Genomic DNA, 18549 nt, shown 5'->3' on the forward strand with positions numbered 1-18549 from the left:
TTCGGGCGCGGCGCGGGCATCAGGCCGCGATCTGGACCATGCCGTCCACCACGCGGGCCCGGAAGGCCGCGACCGGCGCGCCCGGCGCGTCCAGCCGCTCGCCGGTCGCGAGGTCGTAGACCTGCTTGTGCAGCGGGGACGCGATCGTGGGGCGGTCTCCCCGGGAGCCGACGATCCCGCGGGCCATGACGTACGCCCCGCTCGCCGGGTCGCGCTGCTCGATGGCGTAGACCTCGTCGGTGGGGAGGCGGAACACCGCAACCTGGCGGCCGGCGACGAGCGCCGCCTCGCCCCAGTTCGGTTCGAGGTCGCCGAGGGCGCAGACGCTGTGCCAGACGCCCTCGGAGAGCGCGGGGCCAGCGTGGTCCGGGAGGGCGTCCGTGCGGGGTGCTTCAGCTGTGATCGTCATGGCTCCACGCTACGGAGCGGGCCGTTTCGCCCGGGTTGAGCCCGCATGACGGCTGCGTAAAACCGGCCTCACCTCCCGCGAAACATGCCCGTGACAGCGAAGTCAACGGTCCGTTACATCCGGGCAACTGACCCGAAACCGCCCCTTCCTAGGGTTGAGGGAAACCACGCCGGAACGCCGGCATCCCCTACGGAAGGCACCGACCGTGAGCACCAGCCCGCTCGAGACTCCCCCTCCAGGCCCCGGCCCGCGCCGCGTCGTCGTGATCGGCGGCGGCCCCGCCGCCCACCGCTTCGCCGAGGCGATGGCCGCCCGTGGCCTCGACGCATCCGGCGGCTTCCACGTCACGCTGGTCAGCGAGGAGGACCACCTTCCCTACGACCGCGTGGCGCTCTCCAAGGCGCTCACCGGCGATCCGGGCAGCCTCGACCTCACCCTGGGGGCGCCGTCGCTGTGGGACACACCGGGGATGGCGCTCCGCACGGGCACGCGGGCCGTGGGCCTCGACACCGCGGCCCGCACCGTGCGCGTCGAGGGCCCGGATGGCGTGGAGGAGCTGCCCTACGACGAGCTCGTCCTGGCCACGGGCTCGAACGCCGCCCGCCTCCCGATCCCCGGCGCCGAGCACACGCACGTCTACCGCACGCTCGAGGACGTCTGGTACCTCCGCGCCGAGATCGGCCGCCTCCACGGGACGCTCGGCCGGCCCCCGCGGGTCGCGGTGATCGGCGGCGGCCTGCTCGGCATCGAGGCGGCAGCCGGGGCTCAGTCGCTCGGCGCCGAGTCCCTGATCATCGACGGCTCGCCGTGGCCCATGAACCGGCAGCTCGACGAGGGCGCCGGCCAGGCGCTCAGCCGGCTCATCGCCGCGAAGGGCTTCACGCTGCACGGCGGGGTCTTCCCGTCCGAGGTGCACGCGGACGACGCCGGCACCGTCACCGGCGTGCTCATGGCGGACGGGCGCGTGGTCCCCGCCGACCTCGTGGTCGTCGCGATCGGCGTCCGGCCCCGCGACGAGCTCATCCGGGCGGCCGTGGACGGCGTGGGCGGGGCCGGCGGGGCGGCGACGTTCGAGCTGGGGCCCAGGGGCGGCGTCGTGATCGACGAGACGTGTGCCACCGGCGCGCCGAACGTGTGGGCGATCGGCGAGGTCGCAAGCTTCGGCGGCATGTGCCTGGGGCTCGTGGCGCCCGCCAACACGATGGCGGAGATCGTCACGGACCGCCTCCACGGCGGCGGCGCAACGTTCCCCGGCTTCGACACGGCAACCAAGCTCAAGCTCTCCGGCGTGGACGTCGCGAGCTTCGGCGACGCGTTCGCATCGGAGCCGGGCGCGCTCGAGATCGTCTACGCCGACCCGGCCCGCGGCGTGTACCAGAAGATCGTCACGACCGACGACGCGCGCACGCTCCTCGGCGGCATCTTCGTCGGCGACGCCTCCCCCTACCTGAGCCTGCGCCCGCTCCTGGGCCGCGAGCTCCCCGCCGAGCCCGGCGCGTTCCTGTCCGCCTCCGGCGCCGGCGAGGGCACCGAGGCCGCCCTCGTCGAGCTTCCCGACGACGCGATCCTCTGCTCGTGCAACAACGTCGCCGCCGGGGCGCTGCGGGACGCGGTCAACGGGTGCGGCACGTGCGAGGGGCGGGAGCCGGTGCAGGACGTGGCCGGGCTCAAGGCGTGCACCCGCGCCGGGACGCAGTGCGGCTCGTGCGTGCCGATGGTCAAGAAGCTCCTCGAGGCCGAGCTCACCAAGTCCGGCGTCACGGTCAGCAAGGCGCTGTGCGAGCACATCCCGCTCTCGCGCCAAGAGCTCTTCGACGTGATCCGCGTCGCCCAGCTGACCTCGTTCGAGGACATCATGGCCCGGCACGGCACCGGCGCCGGCTGCGACATCTGCAAGCCGACCATCGCCTCGATCCTCGCCTCCCAGCACTCCGCCTACGTGCTCGACGCCGGCCGCGGCACCCTCCAGGACACCAACGACCGCGCCCTGGCCAACCTGCAGAAGGACGGCACCTACTCGGTGGTCCCGCGCATCCCGGGCGGCGAGATCACCCCCGAGAAGCTCGGCGTCATCGCCGCCGTCGCCCAGAAGTACGGCCTGTACACGAAGATCACCGGCGGCCAGCGGATCGACATGTTCGGCGCCCGGCTCGAGCAGCTCCCGGACATCTGGGCAGAGCTCATCGCCGCGGGCATGGAGTCCGGACAGGCCTACGGCAAGAGCCTGCGGACCGTGAAGAGCTGCGTCGGGTCGACCTGGTGCCGGTACGGCCAGCAGGACTCCGTGGGCATGGCGATCCAGCTCGAGCTGCGCTACCGCGGCCTGCGCAGCCCGCACAAGCTCAAGCTCGGGGTTTCCGGCTGCGCGCGCGAGTGCGCCGAGGCCCGCGGCAAGGACGTGGGCGTCATCGCGACCGCCGACGGCTGGAACCTCTACGTGGGCGGCAACGGCGGCGCTACCCCGGCCCACGCCCAGCTCCTGGCCAAGGACCTGGACGATCAGACGCTCATCCAGTACATCGACCGCTACTTCATGTACTACATCCGCACCGCCGACCGCCTCCAGCGCACCGCGCGCTGGCAGGAGGAGCTCGACGGCGGCCTCGAGCATGTGCGGCAGGTCGTCATCGAGGACTCGCTCGGGATCGCCGCCGAGCTCGAAGCGGCGATGGCCACCCACGTGGAGCACTACGAGGACGAGTGGGCCGCGACGCTGGCGGACCCGGAGCGCCTTCGCCGCTTCCGCTCCTTCGTCAACGCCCCCGACGCCGCGGACGACTCGATCGTGCACGTCCCCGAGCGGGACCAGGTCCGGCCCGCCACCGCCGCCGAGCGGGTCTCCCTCGGCGCGACCATCCCCGTCCGCACCCCCGCCGCGCCCACCGCCCAGGAGGCCTGACATGCAGCTCACCCTCTCCCTCGAGGGCCTTCCCGTCGTGGTCCTCGGCGAAGCCGACGAGTCCCGCCAGGCCCTCGCGCGCTACCGCGCCGCGGGAGCCCGCCTGACGTTCTTCGAATCGGCCGAGGCCTACATGGCGGCCGCCGCCGCGCCCGCGAGGCCCGCGCTCGTGGCCGTCGTGGGGCGCCCGGACGCGCACGACGCCGCGTGGTCGCCCGTGCTGGACCACTACCGCAGGCTCGGGGTCCCGCTCGTCGCCGAGCCCCCGGCGGGCCGCCGCGGCCACGTGGCCCTCGTGGGCGGTGGGCCCGGATCGCGCGGCCTGCTCACGGTCGAGGCCGTCGAGGCGCTCCGCGATGCGGACATCGTCCTCTTCGACCGGCTCTCGCCGTGGCGCGAGCTCCCCACGCTCACCACGGCCCGGCTCATCGACGTCGGCAAGCTGCCAGGGCACCACAAGGTGCCGCAGGAGGAGATCAACCGGCTGCTCGTGGACTACGCGACGTACGGCCTCACCGGGCGCCCCGCCAACGTGGTGCGGCTCAAGGGCGGGGACCCCTTCGTGTTCGGCCGCGGCGCCGAGGAGGCCGCCGCCTGCGCGGCCGCGGGCATCCCCGTGCGCGTCGTGTCCGGGATCTCGAGCTCCATCGCCGTCCCCGCCGCCGCGGGTATCCCCGTGACGCACCGCAACATGAGCCACTCCTTCACCGTCATCTCGGGGCACGCCCCGCTGAGCGACGCCGAGCACCTCCACCTCGCCGGCCTCGCGGCGGCCGGGGGGACCGTCGTCGTCCTCATGGGGATCGCCACGCTCCCCCACCTCGCCGCCGGGCTGCGCCGGGCGGGGCTGGGGCCGGCGACGCCGCTCGCCGTGGTCGAGCGCGGCCACCAGGCGGGCCAGCGCACCACAGTCGCCGACCTCGGCAGCGCCGAGGCCGCCACGTCCGGGTGCGGCAACCCCGCCGTGATCGTCATCGGCGATGTGGTGCGGGTGGCCGGGAGCGGCGCCGAGGCAGGCTCGGCGTACGCGGACGAGCTGCGCGGGCTGGTCGGCGACCTCGCGGAGCAGCAGGCCGGGAGCGCCGCGTGAGCGCCGCCGCGGTCCGGCCGGACTGCGCGCAGCCGGCGGCGGACGGGAGCACGCTCGGCGGCCTCCTGCGGGGCTTCCGCGTGGGCGTCACGTCGCACCGGCGCTCGCAGGACCTGATCGAGGCCCTCGAGCGGCGGGGCGCAGAGGTCCTGCATGCCCCCGTCCTCACGATCGCGCCGGTCGAGCAGGACCAGGGCCTCCTCGAGGACACCCGGCGCACCATCGCCGCGCGGCCGGACCTGGCCGTCATCACCACGGCCTACGGCATGCGGCGCTGGCTCGAGGTGGCCGACGCAGCGGGGCTCGGCGACGCGCTGCAGGAGTCCCTCGCCGGCGCCTCGCTCTACGTCCGCGGCCCCAAGGCCCGCGGCGCGGTCCGCGCGGCCGGCCTGGCCGACGTCGGCATCGCCCACGACGAGACCACCTCCACGCTCGTGGACCTCGTGCTCCGCGACGCCGGCGGACGGCTCGACGGGCGCCGCGTGGCCGTGCAGCTGCACGGCTACACCGACCGGGGCCAGCTCGACCGGCTCCGCGGGGCCGGTGCCGAACTCGTCACCGTCACCCCCTACCGCTGGGTGCGGCCCGAGGGCGACGACCGGGTCGAGGCTCTCATCGCCGCCGTATGCGAGGGCGCCCTCGACGTCGTGACCTTCACGAGCGCCCCGGCCGTGGACGCCCTGTTCAGCACGGCCCATGAGCTCGGCGTCCACCGCGAGCTCGTCGGCGCGCTGCGCCGCCGGGTGGCGACCGCCGCCGTCGGCCCCGTGACCGCCGCGCCCCTCGAGGCCGCAGGACTCAGCCCGTGGATCCCGGAGCGGTACCGCATGGGGGCGCTGGTCAAGCTCGTGACCGACAACCTCGAGCGGCGCGCGGTGCACAGCGTGGAGACCCCGGCGGGGACCGTGGCGCTGCGCGGCCGGGCCGTCACCGTGGCCGGGTCCGAACTGTTCCTCGCCCCGGCGGCGATGCTGCTCTTCAGGACACTGCTGGACGCCGGCGGCGCCGTGGTCCCCCGCGAGACCCTCGCCCGGCTCGTCTCCCCGTCCGCCTCCAACCATGCCCTGGACATGGCGGTCAACCGGCTGCGCGGGGCGCTGCCGGACCCGCAGCTCGTGCAGACGGTGGTGAAGCGCGGGTACCGGCTGCGGGTGGCCGCCGGCTGACGGCGGTGCGCCACCGGCCGTCCGTCCCCGCCGATGTGCCAGTATGGGAGCACCCAAGCGAAAGGACGCCGACGTGTCTTCCGAGCCCGCACTGACTCCCGCGGACCTTGCCGGCTACATCGACCACACCCTGCTCAAGCCGGAGGCCAGCGAGGCCGACATCCTCGCCCTGTGCAGCGAGGCCGTGCAGTACCGGTTCAAGTCGGTGTGCGTGAACCCGCTCTGGGTGAAGACGGCGACCCGGGCGCTGCGCGGATCGGGCGTGCTCACCTGCGCCGTGGCCGGCTTCCCGCTCGGCGCCACCCCGACCGACGTCAAGGTCTTCGAGGCCCGCGGCGCCACGCTGGACGGGGCGGACGAGGTCGACATGGTCATCAACATCGCCGCCGCGCGGGCCAACGACCGCGGCACCCTTGTCGACGACATCCAGGCCGTCGCCGAGGCGGTCCACGGCAGTTCCTCCATCCTCAAGGTCATCATCGAGACCTCGCTGCTGACGGATGAGCAGAAGGTCCTCGCGTGCGAGGCCGCCGTCGAGGCCGGGGCCGATTTCGTCAAGACCTCCACCGGCTTCAACGGCGGCGGCGCCACGGTCGAGGACATCGCCCTCATGCGCGCCACGGTGGGCCCCGAACTCGGCGTCAAGGCCTCCGGCGGGGTGCGGACCGCCGACGACGCCCGGGCTATGATTGCAGCAGGCGCCACCCGGATCGGAGCCAGCTCCGGGGTGGCCATCGTCACCGGCGGCACCAGCGGCGCCGGCGGCTACTAGACGCAGCGCACAGGAGAGACATGTCTGACGACGACCAGTACAACCGCCCGCTCGAGCCGAACCCGCTCGGCGGCAGCATCATCCTCTTCGTGATCTTCATGGTCCTCTTCCTCCTGGGCCTGTACCTCGTGCAGTTCCTCGACTTCACGAACGTGTGGCCGATGGCGGCCCTCATCTTCCTGTTCGCCGCGGCGTTCGGGATCCCGATGACGTTCATGGCCAAGAACAACACGGGCGACCAGCACCGCCGCTGACCCTCCCCCGTACCCCGGTTTCGGGTACGCATCTCGTCGCCCTTTCGGCGTTCCGGGTACGCATCTCGCCGCCCCTCCGCCGTTCCGGGTACACGCACGGCCCGCCTGCCGCTCTGAGGAGCACCGCAGGCGGGCCGCTGTCTGTACCCGAAACGAAAGGCCTGTGGATAACTCCGGAGGCATCGCCGTCGTCCGTGGCTCAATGGGACAGTGACGAACAGCACAGGCTCCGCCGACCGGCTCCCCACGGCCTCCTTCACCCTGCTCGATGGGCTTGAGGCAGGGCTCGGGACACGCGAGGTGCGCAGCGAGCGGATCATCATCCCGAGCCGCGGCATCCGCAGGCCGCTCGACGCCCGCGAGGATCTGCTGAGCCGGGCGGCCCCCTATACGAGGCTGCACGAGTCCACCTCGGTCAGCCATCTGACGGCCTCCCTGCTCCACGGCATGCCCCTCCCGGCGTGGGCGCAGGACACGTCCCAGATCGACCTGGCCCGTTCGGGAGGGTCCGAGGAGCGTCTCGGCCAACCGCGCCGCTTCGAAGTGCGCGGGCACCGGCTCCGGCTCGGCGCCGAGGACGTCATGATGCTCGGCGACACGAGAGTCACCACCCCGGAGCGCACATGGCTGGACCTCTGCGGGGTCCGGCAGCTGACCATGGACGACGTCATCGTCGCGGGAGAGCACCTGGTTTCCGAGCACGGGCGCGGCTTCCATCCCCGCACCGCCGTGGTGACGCTCGCCCAGTTGCGCGCCTACGTCGGCGGCAAGCGCCGGGTCCCGGGCCTGGGGAGGGCCCGGATCGCCCTCGAGCTCCTGGCCGTCGGCGCTGATTCGCCCCAGGAGACACGGATCCGGCTCATGCTCGAGCGGGCGGGGCTGCCGCCCTTCAAGCCCAACTGCGTCGTCGTCGACCCGTGGGGCAAGGTCCTCTGGGTCGATCTGGGCAACGCTCGCTACCGGGTGGCCATCGAGTACGACGGCGAGCACCACCTCGAGCCCGAACAGCAGCTGTGGGACCGCAGCCGCAACCGGAGGACCGTTGCTGCCGGCTGGGCGCAGGTGATCCTCACCCGAGAGGACCTTGTCAGGGGCGAGGCGCACATCGTCAGCCGCGTCGTCGCCGCCCTGACGGCTCAGGGCTGGCGCTGACGGCGGCTTGTGGCGGCTCAGCCCTCGTACCCGGAACCGCAATTCCCCGACAAGATACGTACCCGGAACCGCGAAAGGGCGACGAGATGCGTACCCGAAACGGGGGTGGCGGGGTCGGGGCGAGCGGGAGCGGGGGGGGTGGGCAGGTCAGGTGGTGGCGGCCGGGGCGGGGGCGAAGATGGCCTCCACCACCTGGTCCGCCCACGCAAGGATCTCGGCGTCGACGAGGTCGCTGCCGCCGATCGGCGCACTCTTCGGCTTGGGGACGAGCACCGCGTTCAGCGCCGGCTTGTACTGCGCCCCCTTGTACATGCGGGCCAGGCGCAGCTGCTTGGACTCAGGCAGGTCGGCGGGCGCGAAGCGCACCATGGTGCCCTGGAGCGCGACGTCGGTCAGGCCCGCCGCGCGCGCCCGGACCCGGAACCGCGCCACAGCGGCGAGGTTCTGCACCGGGGCCGGCGGCTCGCCGTACCGGTCGGCGAGCTCCTCCATGACCTCGTTGATGCCGGCGTCGTCGGTCGCGGCGGCGAGCTTGCGGTAGGCCTCGAGCCGCAGGCGCTCCCCCGGCACGTAGTCGTGGGGCAGGTGCGCGTTGACCGGGAGCTCGATCTTCATCTCCGTCGCCTTCTCCTCGCCCTCGCCGCGGAAGTCCGCCACGGCCTCGCCGACGAGCCGGATGTAGAGGTCGAACCCGACGCCCTGGATGTGCCCTGACTGCTCGCCGCCGAGGAGGTTGCCGGCGCCGCGGATCTCGAGGTCCTTCATGGCCAGCTGCATGCCGGCGCCCAACTCGTTGTGCGCCGCGACGGCCTTGAGCCGCTCGAGCGCGACCTCCCCGAGGGGCTTCTCGGCCGGGTACAGGAAGTACGCGTAGGCGCGCTCGCGGCCGCGGCCCACGCGGCCGCGCAGCTGGTGCAGCTGGGAGAGGCCGTAGGAGTCCGCGCGGTCGATGATGAGCGTGTTCGCGTTGGAGATGTCCAGGCCGGTCTCGATGATCGTGGTGCACACGAGCACGTCGAAGCGCTTCTCCCAGAAGTCCACGATGATCTTCTCGAGCCGGGACTCGGACATCTGCCCGTGGGCGACCTCGACGCGCGCCTCGGGAACGAGCTCGCGGATCGCGGCGGCGGTCTTGTCGATCGAGGAGACCCGGTTGTGCACGAAGAACACCTGGCCCTCGCGCATGAGCTCGCGGCGGATCGCGGCCGAGACCTGCTTGTCGGTGTACGGCCCCACGTAGGTCAGGACGGGGTGGCGCTCCTCGGGCGGCGTGGCCAAGGTGGAGGTCTCGCGGATGCCGGTGAGGGACATTTCGAGCGTGCGCGGGATCGGCGTCGCGGACATCGCGAGGACGTCCACGTTGGTGCGCATCTTCTTCAGCTCCTCCTTGTGCTCGACGCCGAACCGCTGCTCCTCGTCGATGATCACCAGGCCGAGGTCCTTGAACTGGACCTCCTTGGACAGGAGCCGGTGGGTGCCGATCACCACGTCGACGGAGCCGCTCTTGAGCCCCTCGAGCGTCTCCTTGGACTCAGCACCGGCCTGGAAGCGCGAGAGCGCGCGCACCCGGACGGGGAAGCCGGAGAACCGCTCCGAGAACGTCTCGTAGTGCTGCTGCGCGAGCAGGGTGGTCGGCACGAGCACCGCCACCTGCTTGCCGTCCTGGACGGCCTTGAACGCCGCCCGGACCGCGATCTCGGTCTTGCCGTAGCCCACGTCGCCGGAGACGAGCCGGTCCATCGGGACCTCCCGCTCCATGTCCGCCTTGACCTCGTTGATCGTGGTGAGCTGGTCCGGGGTCTCGACGTAGGGGAAGGCCTCCTCGAGCTCGCGCTGCCACGGCGTGTCCGGCCCGAAGGCGTGGCCCTTCGAGGCCATCCGCGCTGAGTAGAGCCGGATGAGCTCCCCGGCGATCTCCTTGACGGCCTTCTTCGCCCTGGACTTGGTCGAGGCCCAGTCGGCGCCGCCCATCTTGGACAGCGACGGCGTGTCCCCGCCCACGTACCGGGTCACCTGGTCGAGCTGGTCGGTGGGGACGAAGAGCCGGTCGCCCGGCGCGCCGCGCTTGGCCGGCGCGTACTCGAGGACCATGTACTCGCGCGTCGGCGCGGCACCGGCCGCGCCCTGCCCGGCGCCGGTGATCTTGCGCTGCACGAGCTCGACGAACTTCCCGATCCCGTGCTGCTCGTGGACCACGAAGTCGCCCGCGGTGAGCGAGAGGGGGTCGACGACGTTGCGCCGCCGAGAGGGCATCTTGCGCATGTCGCGGGTCCCCGCGGCGCTCGCCCGTCCGAGGAGGTCGGCCTCGGTGAGCAGCCCGAGCTTGAGCCCGTCGAGCACGAACCCCTTGCCGGCCGGGGCCTTCGTGATCTCGATGATGCCGGGCTCCGGGGCCCGGTCGAGCCCGTCGATGCGGCTGCACGGGATGTTCGCGTCGTGGAACAGCTCCGCGAGGCGCTGGGCGGGCCCGGGGCCGTCCGTGGCGACGACGATCCGCCACTCGTCCCGCACGCGGCCCCCGATGAACTCCATCATCTCTGCCACGTCGCCCTGGTAGCCGCGGGGCTCGCGGGCGGCGATCGTGACCACGTCGATGTCCAGGACGGTCTCCTCGTCCACGCCGAGCGAGGTGAGCGACCACCACGTGACCCCGCGCTCCTGTGCCTCCGAGCGCACCTCGCCGAGCGTGGCGAAGCTCGCGTCCTCGAGCCGGCCGGCGTGCTCGCCCGAGTCCTCCCCCGCCTCGGCGAGGGCGACGTCGAGCGGTGCGGCGCCGCCGTCGGACGCGGTGGCCCACGCGGCGGCGAGGAACTCCTCGTTGGTCGCGGCGAGGTCGTGGGCGCGGGCGCGGACCTTCTCCGGCTCCATGACGAGCGCGGCCGACCCGGCCGGGAGCTCGCCGATGAACGGGACCATCCGGTCCACGAGCAGCGGCGCGAGGGACTCCATGCCCTCGACCGCGATCCCGCCGGCGATCTTCTCGAGCATGTCCGCCGCCGCGGGCAGGCGCCCCTTGAGCTTCGCGGCGCGGCCCATGACGCCCGGCGTGATGAGCAGCTCGCGGCACGGCGGGGCGAACAGCGCGGTGGGGTGGTGGACGTTCGGCCCGGTCAGGGAGCGCTGGTCGGCGACGGCGAACCAGCGCATCTGCTCGACCTCGTCGCCGAAGAACTCGACGCGCACGGGGTGGTCCTCGGTGGGCGGGAAGACGTCGATGATGCCGCCGCGGACGGCGAACTCGCCGCGGTGGCTGACCATGTCGACGCGCGCGTACGCGGCGTCGGCGAGGGCCCGCACCACCTCGTCGAAGGGCGCGTCCTGCCCCACCGTGAGGGAGACCGGCTCGAGGTCGCCGAGGCCGGCGACGAGCGGCTGCAGCACCGCCCGCACCGGCGCGACCACGACCTTCAGCTCCCCGCCCGCCGGCCCGCCGCCGTCGGCCGGGGGGGCCGCGGGGTGCGCGAGCCGGCGCAGCACCGCGAGGCGCCGCCCCACGGTGTCGGAGCGCGGCGAGAGCCGCTCGTGCGGGAGGGTCTCCCAGCTCGGGAACAGCGCGAGGGACTCGGCCGGGACGTAGGCACCCAGTGCCGAGACGAGGTCCTCCGCCTCCCGCTCGGTGGCGGTGACGGCGAGCACGACGGCGCCCGGTTCCGGCAGTGCCTCGACCACCTCGGCGACGACCACCGGCCGGAGCCCGGTGGGCGCGACGACCTGCAGGTCCTGGCTGCGGCGGGCCGCGGGCTTGGAGGCATACTCGCGGAGCCGGGCGACGCTCGCGTCCTCACCGACGGCGCGGCGCAGCCCCTCGAGGATCGGGGCGCCCTCGCGGCTCGCCGGGCGCAGCACGTCAACAGACACTTCTGGCTCCTCACTCGCGCGCTCCGTCAGCGGGCCGCGCGCCACGACAGCACAACAGCCCCGACACTCTGCGAGGCCGGGGCTGTCCCAGCTTAGCCAATGCGTCCGGCGCGGGCGGCCCGTGTTCGCCCCTAGCATGGGAGGGATGGTCCAGCGCATCCCCCGCACCCCCGCCCTCCGGCCCGGGGTGCGGCGCGCCCTGGCAGCGGTCGCGGTGCTGTACCTCGCCGGGGTGGCCCTCGTGGTCCTGTGGCCCTCGCCCGTGGACCGGCCGGAGGCGGGCACCATCCGGGCCGTCTTCCTGTGGCTGCACGCGCACGGGCTCCCCCGCTGGCTCGGGTACGCCCAGCTCGAGTGGACCTCCAACGTCGTGTTCTTCGTCCCGTTCGGCCTCTTCGCCGTACTCCTGGGCGCCCGGCCGTGGGCCGCGCTGCTGGCCGGGGTCGCTGCCTCGGCGGCGGCCGAGACCGCGCAGGCCCTGTTCCTGCCCGAGCGGACAGCGTCCCTGATGGACATCCTCGCCAACAGCCTCGGCACGCTCGTGGGCGCCGTGGCCGCGGCGCTCGTGCTGCGCCGGGGGCTCGCCCCCGTGCCGCAGCCCGCGTCGGATCGCGGCCCCACGGCATCCTAGGATGGTCTTCGGCGCGCGCCCCCGCGCGCCTGTGCCGGGACCGCATTCGTTCCGCCCAACCCCAGCCTCCTACGGAAGGACCCCTGTGGCACTGTCAGCCAGCCAGACCCTCAACTTCCCCGTCGACCGCGTCGCGGCGGTGTTCGCGGACGAGGCGTTCCAGCGCCATGTGAGCGAGCTCGTCGGCGGCCGCCTCGAGTCGTTCTCGGTCGACGGCGACGTGGCCGGCGCCTTCACCGCCACCGTCGTGCGCAAGCTGCCCACGCAGCGCCTCCCCGAGATCGCCCGCAAGGTGGTCGGCGAGTACATCAACGTCACCCAGACCGAGAACTGGGGCGCGCCCGAGGCCGACGGCTCCCGCCAGGCCGACATCAAGGTCAAGGTGGCCGGCGCCCCCGTGGACGTCGCTGCCGTGCAGCGCCTCGCGGCCGACGGCGGCGCGACCCGCATCGAGCTCAACGGCACCGTGAGCTCCTCGGTCCCGCTCCTCGGCGGCAAGATCGCCTCCGCGGCCGAGCCGATGGTCGGCAAGGCCCTCAACCTCCAGGCCACGCAGGCCGAGGCCTGGCTCGCCGGCGAGATCAACTGATGCAGCTGCCCGTCGCGCTCTCCTGGGTGCTCATCGTGGCCGGCGTGTGGAACCTCGTGGTGTGGCCGCAGTTCCTCCGCCGGATCATGAAGGATCCGCGGGCCAAGGACGAGCAGGGCCGTGCCACCCGGTTCATGAACGTCCACCTGCTGCTCGTGTCCATCTCGGTGACGCTCGGCGTGGCCGTTGCCGTGATCGGGATCAGGACGCTGTTCTCCTGAATCCCCCGTGAGGGTCCCGGGGCGGGGGACGCCCGGGGCCTCACTGCAGGAGCGCACGACGGCGCCCCGGTCACCCGCCGCTGGCGGGGGGCCGGGGCGCCGTTCTGCTTCCGGCAGCCCGGCGCCGGTAGAATGGCCGAAGGTGTGCCGGGAAGTCTGGTCGGCGTGACGTCCGTCCTCCCCGCGAGGAGACCCCCGACCGATGGGATGAATCCATGCCTCAGCCCGCCCCACGCCGTCGTCCGCTGGCCCCGACCCTGGGCCGCGGGAGCTACCCCGAGTACCGCCGCATCGCCGAGATCCTGCGCAAGGAGACGGTGGGCGGCGCCCTCCTGCTGCTCGCGACCGTGGCGGCGCTCGTGTGGGCCAACTCGCCCGCCGGGCCGGCGTACGCCGCGCTGCGCGACGCGCGGTTCGGGTACGCGCCGTGGCACCTCGAGCTCAGCGTGGGCTCGTGGGCGGCCGACGGACTGCTCGCCCTGTTCTTCTTCGTCGCCGGGCTCGAGCTCAAGCGTGAGTTCGTGGCCGGGGACCTGCGCCGGCCCGCCGCGGCGCTCGTGCCCGTGGTCGCCGCGTTCGGCGGGGTCGCGGTGCCGGCGCTGGTCTACGTGGGCGTCAACCTCGCCGGCGGCTCCGACGGGCTGAGGGGGTGGGCGATCCCGACGGCGACCGACATCGCGTTCGCCCTCGCCGTCCTGGCAGTGATCAGCACCCACCTGCCGGCGGCCCTGCGCACGTTCCTGCTGACCCTAGCCGTGGTGGACGACCTCCTCGCGATCGCGATCATCGCCTTCTTCTACTCCTCCGATCTGGCCCCCGCGTACCTGCTGCTCGCCCTCGTGCCGCTCGCGGCGTTCGGGGTCCTCGTCCAGCTCCGTATCCGCGCCTGGTACCTGCTCGTCCCGCTCGCGCTCGCGACCTGGGTCCTCGTGCATGCCTCGGGCATCCACGCGACCGTGGCCGGGGTGCTGCTCGCCTTCACCGTGCCGGTGCTGCGCAGCCAGAAGAACGGGGGCCCCGAGGCCGGCCCGGGCCTCGCGGAGACCTTCGAGCACCGGCTGCGGCCGCTGTCGGCCGGGATCGCGGTGCCCGTCTTCGCGTTCTTCTCCGCGGGCGTCGCCATCGGCGGATGGGACGGCCTCGCCTCGGCGCTGCGGGACCCGGTGGCGCTCGGCATCGCCGCGGCCCTCGTGGCCGGGAAGGCCGCCGGCGTGTTCACCGCCACCTGGCTCGTGGCCAAGAGCCGGCATGCCGACCTCGATGCCGACCTGGAGTGGATCGACCTCGCGGGCCTGGCGCTGCTGACCGGGGTCGGCTTCACCGTCTCGCTGCTCATCGCCGAGCTCTCCTTCGGCCCGGCCTCCGCCCACGGCGAGCACGCCAAGGCCGCGATCCTCGCAGGTTCCGTGACAGCGGCGCTGCTCGCCGCCGTCGTGCTCCGCGCCCGCAACCGCCACTACCGCCGCGTCGCGCGCGAGGAGGCTGTCGACGCGGACGGCGACGGCGTCCCGGACGCCTTCGAGCGGGGCAGCGCCGGCTGACCCGCCGCGGTACGCAGACGGCGCGCGCCCTGTACTCGGTACTACTTGCCCCCGGCCCGGGGCATACGCGCGGCCCGGACGCGCGCCGGGCGGCACCACCTGATTACGGGCCGCCCGATCCTCGATTCGGTTTTCCTCGCTTGTCCGCCTGATCCCCGCCTGACGACCGTGGTGCCAACTGCACACACGGAACGCGTCACGCGTGGGGACGGAGGCCTGCATGGATCGGATCGACGCCACGGCGATGGTCGAGGATGGCGCGCACATCGGCGCCGAGACCACCCTCTGGCAATACGCGCACGTCCGTGCCGGGGCGCGCATCGGCAGCGAGTGCACCGTGGGCCGCGGCGTCTACGTGGGCCCGGGCGCGGTGGTCGGCGACCGCTGCAAGCTGCAGAACTACGCGCTCGTCTACGAGCCGGCGGTGCTCGAGGACGGCGCCTTTGTGGGGCCCGCCGCGGTCCTTACCAATGACCTGAACCCGCGGGCGGTCAACCCGGACGGCACCGCCAAGTCGGCCGCCGACTGGGACGCCGTGGGCGTATCCGTCGGCCGGGGCGCCGCGATCGGCGCGCGGGCGGTGTGCGTCGCCCCGGTGCGGATCGGGGCCTGGGCCACCGTGGCGGCCGGCGCCGTGGTGGTCCGGGACGTGCCGGACTACGCGCTCGTGGCCGGTGTGCCCGCCCGCCAGATCGGCTGGGTCGGCGAGGCGGGGCACCGCCTCAAGGAAGACCCGGCCGAGGACGGAACCACGTGGGTGTGCCCCATGACCGGGGCCAGGTACACCGAGGACGCCGGGCGGCTGCGGAGGGCCGAGGCGTGAGCGCGGGAGGCCGGGTGCTGCTCGGCGGCACCGCCGTGACGCTCCTCGACTCCGCCGAGGCCGTTGAGGCGGTCCTCGGCGGGTGCCGCGCACGCACGGCACCGCTCGGCGTGGTCTCCGCGAATCTGGACCACGTGTTCCACTTCGGCGCGGGCGGCCGCTGGCAGCACGCGCTCGAGGCCGCCGACGGCGTCGAGTGGCTCACGCTGCTCGACGGGGCGCCGCTCGCGGCCGAGGCCGAGAGGATGACCGGCAGGGCCTGGCCGCGGCTCGCGGGCAGCGACCTCATCGGACCGCTCCTCGACCGCGCCGAGGCGGACCGCCTGCGGGTCGGGTTCCTCGGCGGCAGCCCTGAGGCGCAGGGGCTGCTCGCGGCCCGGCTGGCCGAGCGGCGGCCCGGCCTCGAGGTGGCCGGATTCTGGAGTCCCAGCCGGGCCGAGCTCGCGGACCCGGACTCGGCGCGGTCCACCGCCCTCGCGGTCGCGGCCGCGCGCACCGACGTCCTCGTGGTGGGCCTGGGCAAGCCGCGGCAGGAGCTGTGGATCGCCGAGCACGGCGCCCACGCCGGAGCGCGGGTGCTGCTCGCGTTCGGCGCAGTGGTGGACTTCCTGGCCGAGCGCGTCCAGCGGGCCCCCTCCTGGGTGGCCGAGCACCGCTTGGAGTGGGCGTGGAGGCTCGCCCTCGAGCCGGCCCGCCTCTCCGAGCGGTACCTGGTGCAGGGGCCCGAGGCCTACCTGCGCCTGCGCCGCCACAGCGCCGCGGGCGGCATCGCGCTGTCCGCCGCGGCTCGGCGGGAGGCGGCGCGGGCCTCGGCGCGCGCCGCCCACCCGGCCGGCCGGGGCCGTCCGCAGGCCGGCCCCGGCGCGTTCCCCGGCGCCGAGGGCGCCTTCGTGCGCGGGGGCGAGGCGGCCGAGGTCGCCGTCGTCGTCGTGACGTACAACAACGCCGACACCGTGGACGCGCTCGTCGCCTCGCTGCGGCGCGAGGCCAGGGAGGTGCGGCTGCGGGTCGTGGTGGCGGACAACTCCCCCGACCGGGCCACGCTGGACGCCCTGGCCCGGCACCCCGACGTCCTCGCCTTCCCCACGGGCGGGAACCTCGGGTACGCGGGCGGCGTCAACGCCGCCGTGGCCGCCGCCGGGGACGCCGAGGCGTACTTCGTCCTCAACCCGGACACCGAGGTCTCCCCCGGGGCCGTCGCCGCGCTCCTGGCGAGGCTGCGCGCGAGCGGGGCGGGCGCCGTCGTGCCCCTCCTCGTGGACGACGACGGCACGCCGCACACCTCGCTGCGGCGCGAGCCCAGCGCGGCGCGGATCTGGGGCGACGCCCTCTTCGGCGCACACTTCGCCGGGCGCCCGCAGTGGTGTGCCGAGACCGACTACGACCCGGAGAGCTACGCCCACGCCCACACCGTCGACTGGGCCACCGGCGCCGCGATGCTCGTCTCGGCCGACGCCGCGGCGCAGACCGGGCCCTGGGACGAGCGCTACTTCATGTACTCGGAGGAGACGGACTACTGCCACGCCCTCCGCGAGCGCGGGTTCGAGGTCTGGTTCGAGCCGGCCGCCAGGGTGCGGCACTCGGGAGCGGGCTCGGGGACCTCCGGCCCGCTCGCGGCCCTCATGGCGGTGAACCGGATCCGGTACATGCGCAAGCACCACCCCGGAGCTCCCGCGGCGCTCGCCTCCGCCGCCGTCGCGGCGAGGGAGGCACTGCGCTCGTACGACGGCGGCCACCGCCGCACGCTCTCAGCGCTCCTCCGCCCGGGGGGCTGGGGCGCGCTCGTGCCGCTGGCCGGGCCCACCGTCGTGCCCGGCCAGCCCTTCGGGTCCGGCGGAGCCGGCGAGCACCCGATCGGGAGCGTCGTCATCCCCGCGCACAACGAGGAGGCGGTGATCGGCCGGACCCTCGAGGGGCTGCGGCCGGCCCTCGAGAGCGGCCGCGTCGAGGTCATCGTGGCGTGCAACGCATGCACCGATGGGACCGCCGAGGTCGCGGGGGCGTTCGAGGGGGTGCGCGTGATCGAGCTGCCGGAGCCCAGCAAGGGCCGGGCCCTCAACGCCGCCGACGCCGTGGCTACCCGGTGGCCCCGGGTCTACCTGGACGCCGACATCGAGCTCCCGCCCGCGGCGCTGGCCGCCCTGCTGGCGGAGCTGGGCCGCGGCCGGTACTTCGCCGGGCGGCCCGGCTTCCGCTACGACCCCACGGGGTGCGACCCGTTCGTCGCGGCCTACTACCGCGCCCGCGTCCGCGTCCCGTCGAACCGGGCGGCGCTGTGGGGCGCCGGCTGCTACGCGCTGACCGAGGCCGGCCACCGCCGCCTCGGACGCTTCCCCGAGGACGCGGCGGACGACTACTACGTCGACGCCCTGTTCTCTGGTGACCAGAAGGTCATCCTCGACTGCGAGCCCGTCACTGTACGCCCCCCACAGACGGCGGGCTCGCTCATCTCCACCCTGCACCGCGTCTACCGTGCCCCCGCCCTCGCCGGCGGCGGCACGCCGGGACGCACCGTCCGCGGCCTCCTCGCCTCCGTGCGGGGGCCGCTCTCCGCGGCCGACGCCGCCGTCTACGCGACGTTCGCTCTCGTGGGCCGCAGGATCGGCCCCGGCTCGGGCTCCCCTTCCTGGGAGCGCGACGAGAGCAGCCGGCGATGAGGCGGCGAGTGGTCCTCTGGACGCTTGGGGTGTACTGCGTCCTGCTTGCCGCGTTGGTGTTCAGCCCTGTGGGACCCAGCCTGCGCGGAGCGCCGCTCCCCTTCGGGGTGAGGGCGGGCGAGGTCGAGGCCGCAGCGAACGTGCTGGTGTTCGTCCCGCTCGGATTCTTGATCGCCGCGCTCCTGCGCAACGGGCGCCGGTGGCTCGCCGTCGTCCTCTGCTGCCTGGCCTCGACCTCGATCGAAGTGGTCCAAGCAGTGTTCATCTCAACCCGTCTCGGAACGCCGCGGGACGTCCTCACCAACGCGGTGGGGGCGTTCGCGGGCTACCTGCTCTTCACTGGCGCGCGGTGGATCCGAGTCCACTTGCCTCAACCCGCCGATCGCCGCGGCGCGTCGGTCTCAGAACGCTCGTCCCTCTAGCAGCAGCGCACCATGTCCCACCGAGGAGTCCACGTGGCACCGTCAGCAGGCTTCAGATTGCTCCA

General features: G+C 73.9%; 15 protein-coding genes. 13 read left to right on the forward strand and 2 right to left on the reverse strand.

Translation table 11 applies throughout. From position 1 onward, the window contains the following. Positions 1–19: 19 nt before the first annotated feature. Entirely contained in the window at positions 20–409 is a 390-nt protein-coding gene (gene nirD / locus ACYVKZ_RS16985) for a nitrite reductase small subunit NirD (RefSeq protein ID WP_460993434.1), read from the reverse strand. A 304-nt stretch (positions 410–713) separates the two neighbouring features. Between nirD and nirB the strand changes: the two genes are divergently transcribed. The 6 genes from nirB to ACYVKZ_RS17015 all read left to right on the forward strand — a co-directional run bounded on the left by nirB (position 714) and on the right by ACYVKZ_RS17015 (position 7742). Beyond that, positions 714–3308: a nitrite reductase large subunit NirB gene (gene nirB / locus ACYVKZ_RS16990; protein ID WP_460993532.1), complete on the forward strand. Its 2595-nt coding sequence runs from the start codon at positions 714–716 to the stop codon at positions 3306–3308. Between the two features lies 1 nt (position 3309). Continuing rightward, a complete protein-coding gene (gene cobA / locus ACYVKZ_RS16995) occupies positions 3310–4398 on the forward strand; it encodes a uroporphyrinogen-III C-methyltransferase (RefSeq protein ID WP_460993435.1) in 1089 nt (362 codons plus the stop codon). Further along, positions 4395–5564 (forward strand): uroporphyrinogen-III synthase, encoded by a 1170-nt coding sequence (locus tag ACYVKZ_RS17000; RefSeq protein WP_460993436.1) that lies wholly within the window; start codon positions 4395–4397, stop codon positions 5562–5564. Before cobA ends, ACYVKZ_RS17000 begins: the two co-directional genes overlap by 4 nt. 73 nt (positions 5565–5637) lie before the next feature. Next, on the forward strand, positions 5638–6336 hold the full coding sequence (gene deoC, locus ACYVKZ_RS17005; protein WP_373457981.1) for a deoxyribose-phosphate aldolase: 699 nt from the start codon (positions 5638–5640) through the stop codon (positions 6334–6336). 20 nt (positions 6337–6356) lie between these two features. Next, positions 6357–6590 carry a hypothetical protein gene (locus tag ACYVKZ_RS17010; protein WP_307006110.1) on the forward strand — a complete coding sequence of 78 codons (234 nt, stop codon included), beginning with the start codon at positions 6357–6359 and terminating at the stop codon, positions 6588–6590. Between the two features lie 210 nt (positions 6591–6800). Then, complete coding sequence (locus ACYVKZ_RS17015) at positions 6801–7742, forward strand: endonuclease domain-containing protein (RefSeq protein WP_460993437.1); 942 nt, start codon at positions 6801–6803, stop codon at positions 7740–7742. Between the two features lie 147 nt (positions 7743–7889). On the opposite strand, the gene mfd is transcribed toward ACYVKZ_RS17015, so the two are convergent. Continuing rightward, complete coding sequence (gene mfd / locus ACYVKZ_RS17020; protein ID WP_460993438.1) at positions 7890–11600, reverse strand: transcription-repair coupling factor; 3711 nt, start codon at positions 11598–11600, stop codon at positions 7890–7892. A 145-nt stretch (positions 11601–11745) separates the two neighbouring features. Here mfd and ACYVKZ_RS17025 point away from each other — a divergent pair, with 145 nt between their 5' ends. The 7 genes from ACYVKZ_RS17025 (at position 11746) to ACYVKZ_RS17055 (ending at position 18484) form a co-directional block, all read left to right on the forward strand. Then, entirely contained in the window at positions 11746–12231 is a 486-nt protein-coding gene (locus tag ACYVKZ_RS17025; protein ID WP_460993439.1) for a VanZ family protein, read from the forward strand. A gap of 85 nt (positions 12232–12316) precedes the next feature. Continuing rightward, a complete protein-coding gene (locus ACYVKZ_RS17030; RefSeq protein ID WP_460993440.1) occupies positions 12317–12820 on the forward strand; it encodes a DUF2505 domain-containing protein in 504 nt (167 codons plus the stop codon). Continuing rightward, a complete protein-coding gene (locus tag ACYVKZ_RS17035; RefSeq protein ID WP_307006117.1) occupies positions 12820–13041 on the forward strand; it encodes an SCO4848 family membrane protein in 222 nt (73 codons plus the stop codon). Before ACYVKZ_RS17030 ends, ACYVKZ_RS17035 begins: the two co-directional genes overlap by 1 nt. Positions 13042–13256: 215 nt before the next feature. Continuing rightward, complete coding sequence (nhaA, locus tag ACYVKZ_RS17040) at positions 13257–14582, forward strand: Na+/H+ antiporter NhaA (RefSeq protein ID WP_460993441.1); 1326 nt, start codon at positions 13257–13259, stop codon at positions 14580–14582. 220 nt (positions 14583–14802) lie between these two features. Further along, positions 14803–15405, forward strand: a complete 603-nt coding sequence (locus tag ACYVKZ_RS17045) for an acyltransferase (RefSeq protein WP_460993442.1) — start codon at positions 14803–14805, stop codon at positions 15403–15405. After that, entirely contained in the window at positions 15402–18062 is a 2661-nt protein-coding gene (locus ACYVKZ_RS17050) for a WecB/TagA/CpsF family glycosyltransferase (protein ID WP_460993443.1), read from the forward strand. Before ACYVKZ_RS17045 ends, ACYVKZ_RS17050 begins: the two co-directional genes overlap by 4 nt. 68 nt (positions 18063–18130) lie before the next feature. After that, a complete protein-coding gene (locus tag ACYVKZ_RS17055) occupies positions 18131–18484 on the forward strand; it encodes a VanZ family protein (RefSeq protein WP_460993444.1) in 354 nt (117 codons plus the stop codon). Positions 18485–18549 lie beyond the last annotated feature (65 nt).

Source organism: Sinomonas soli (assembly GCF_054782415.1).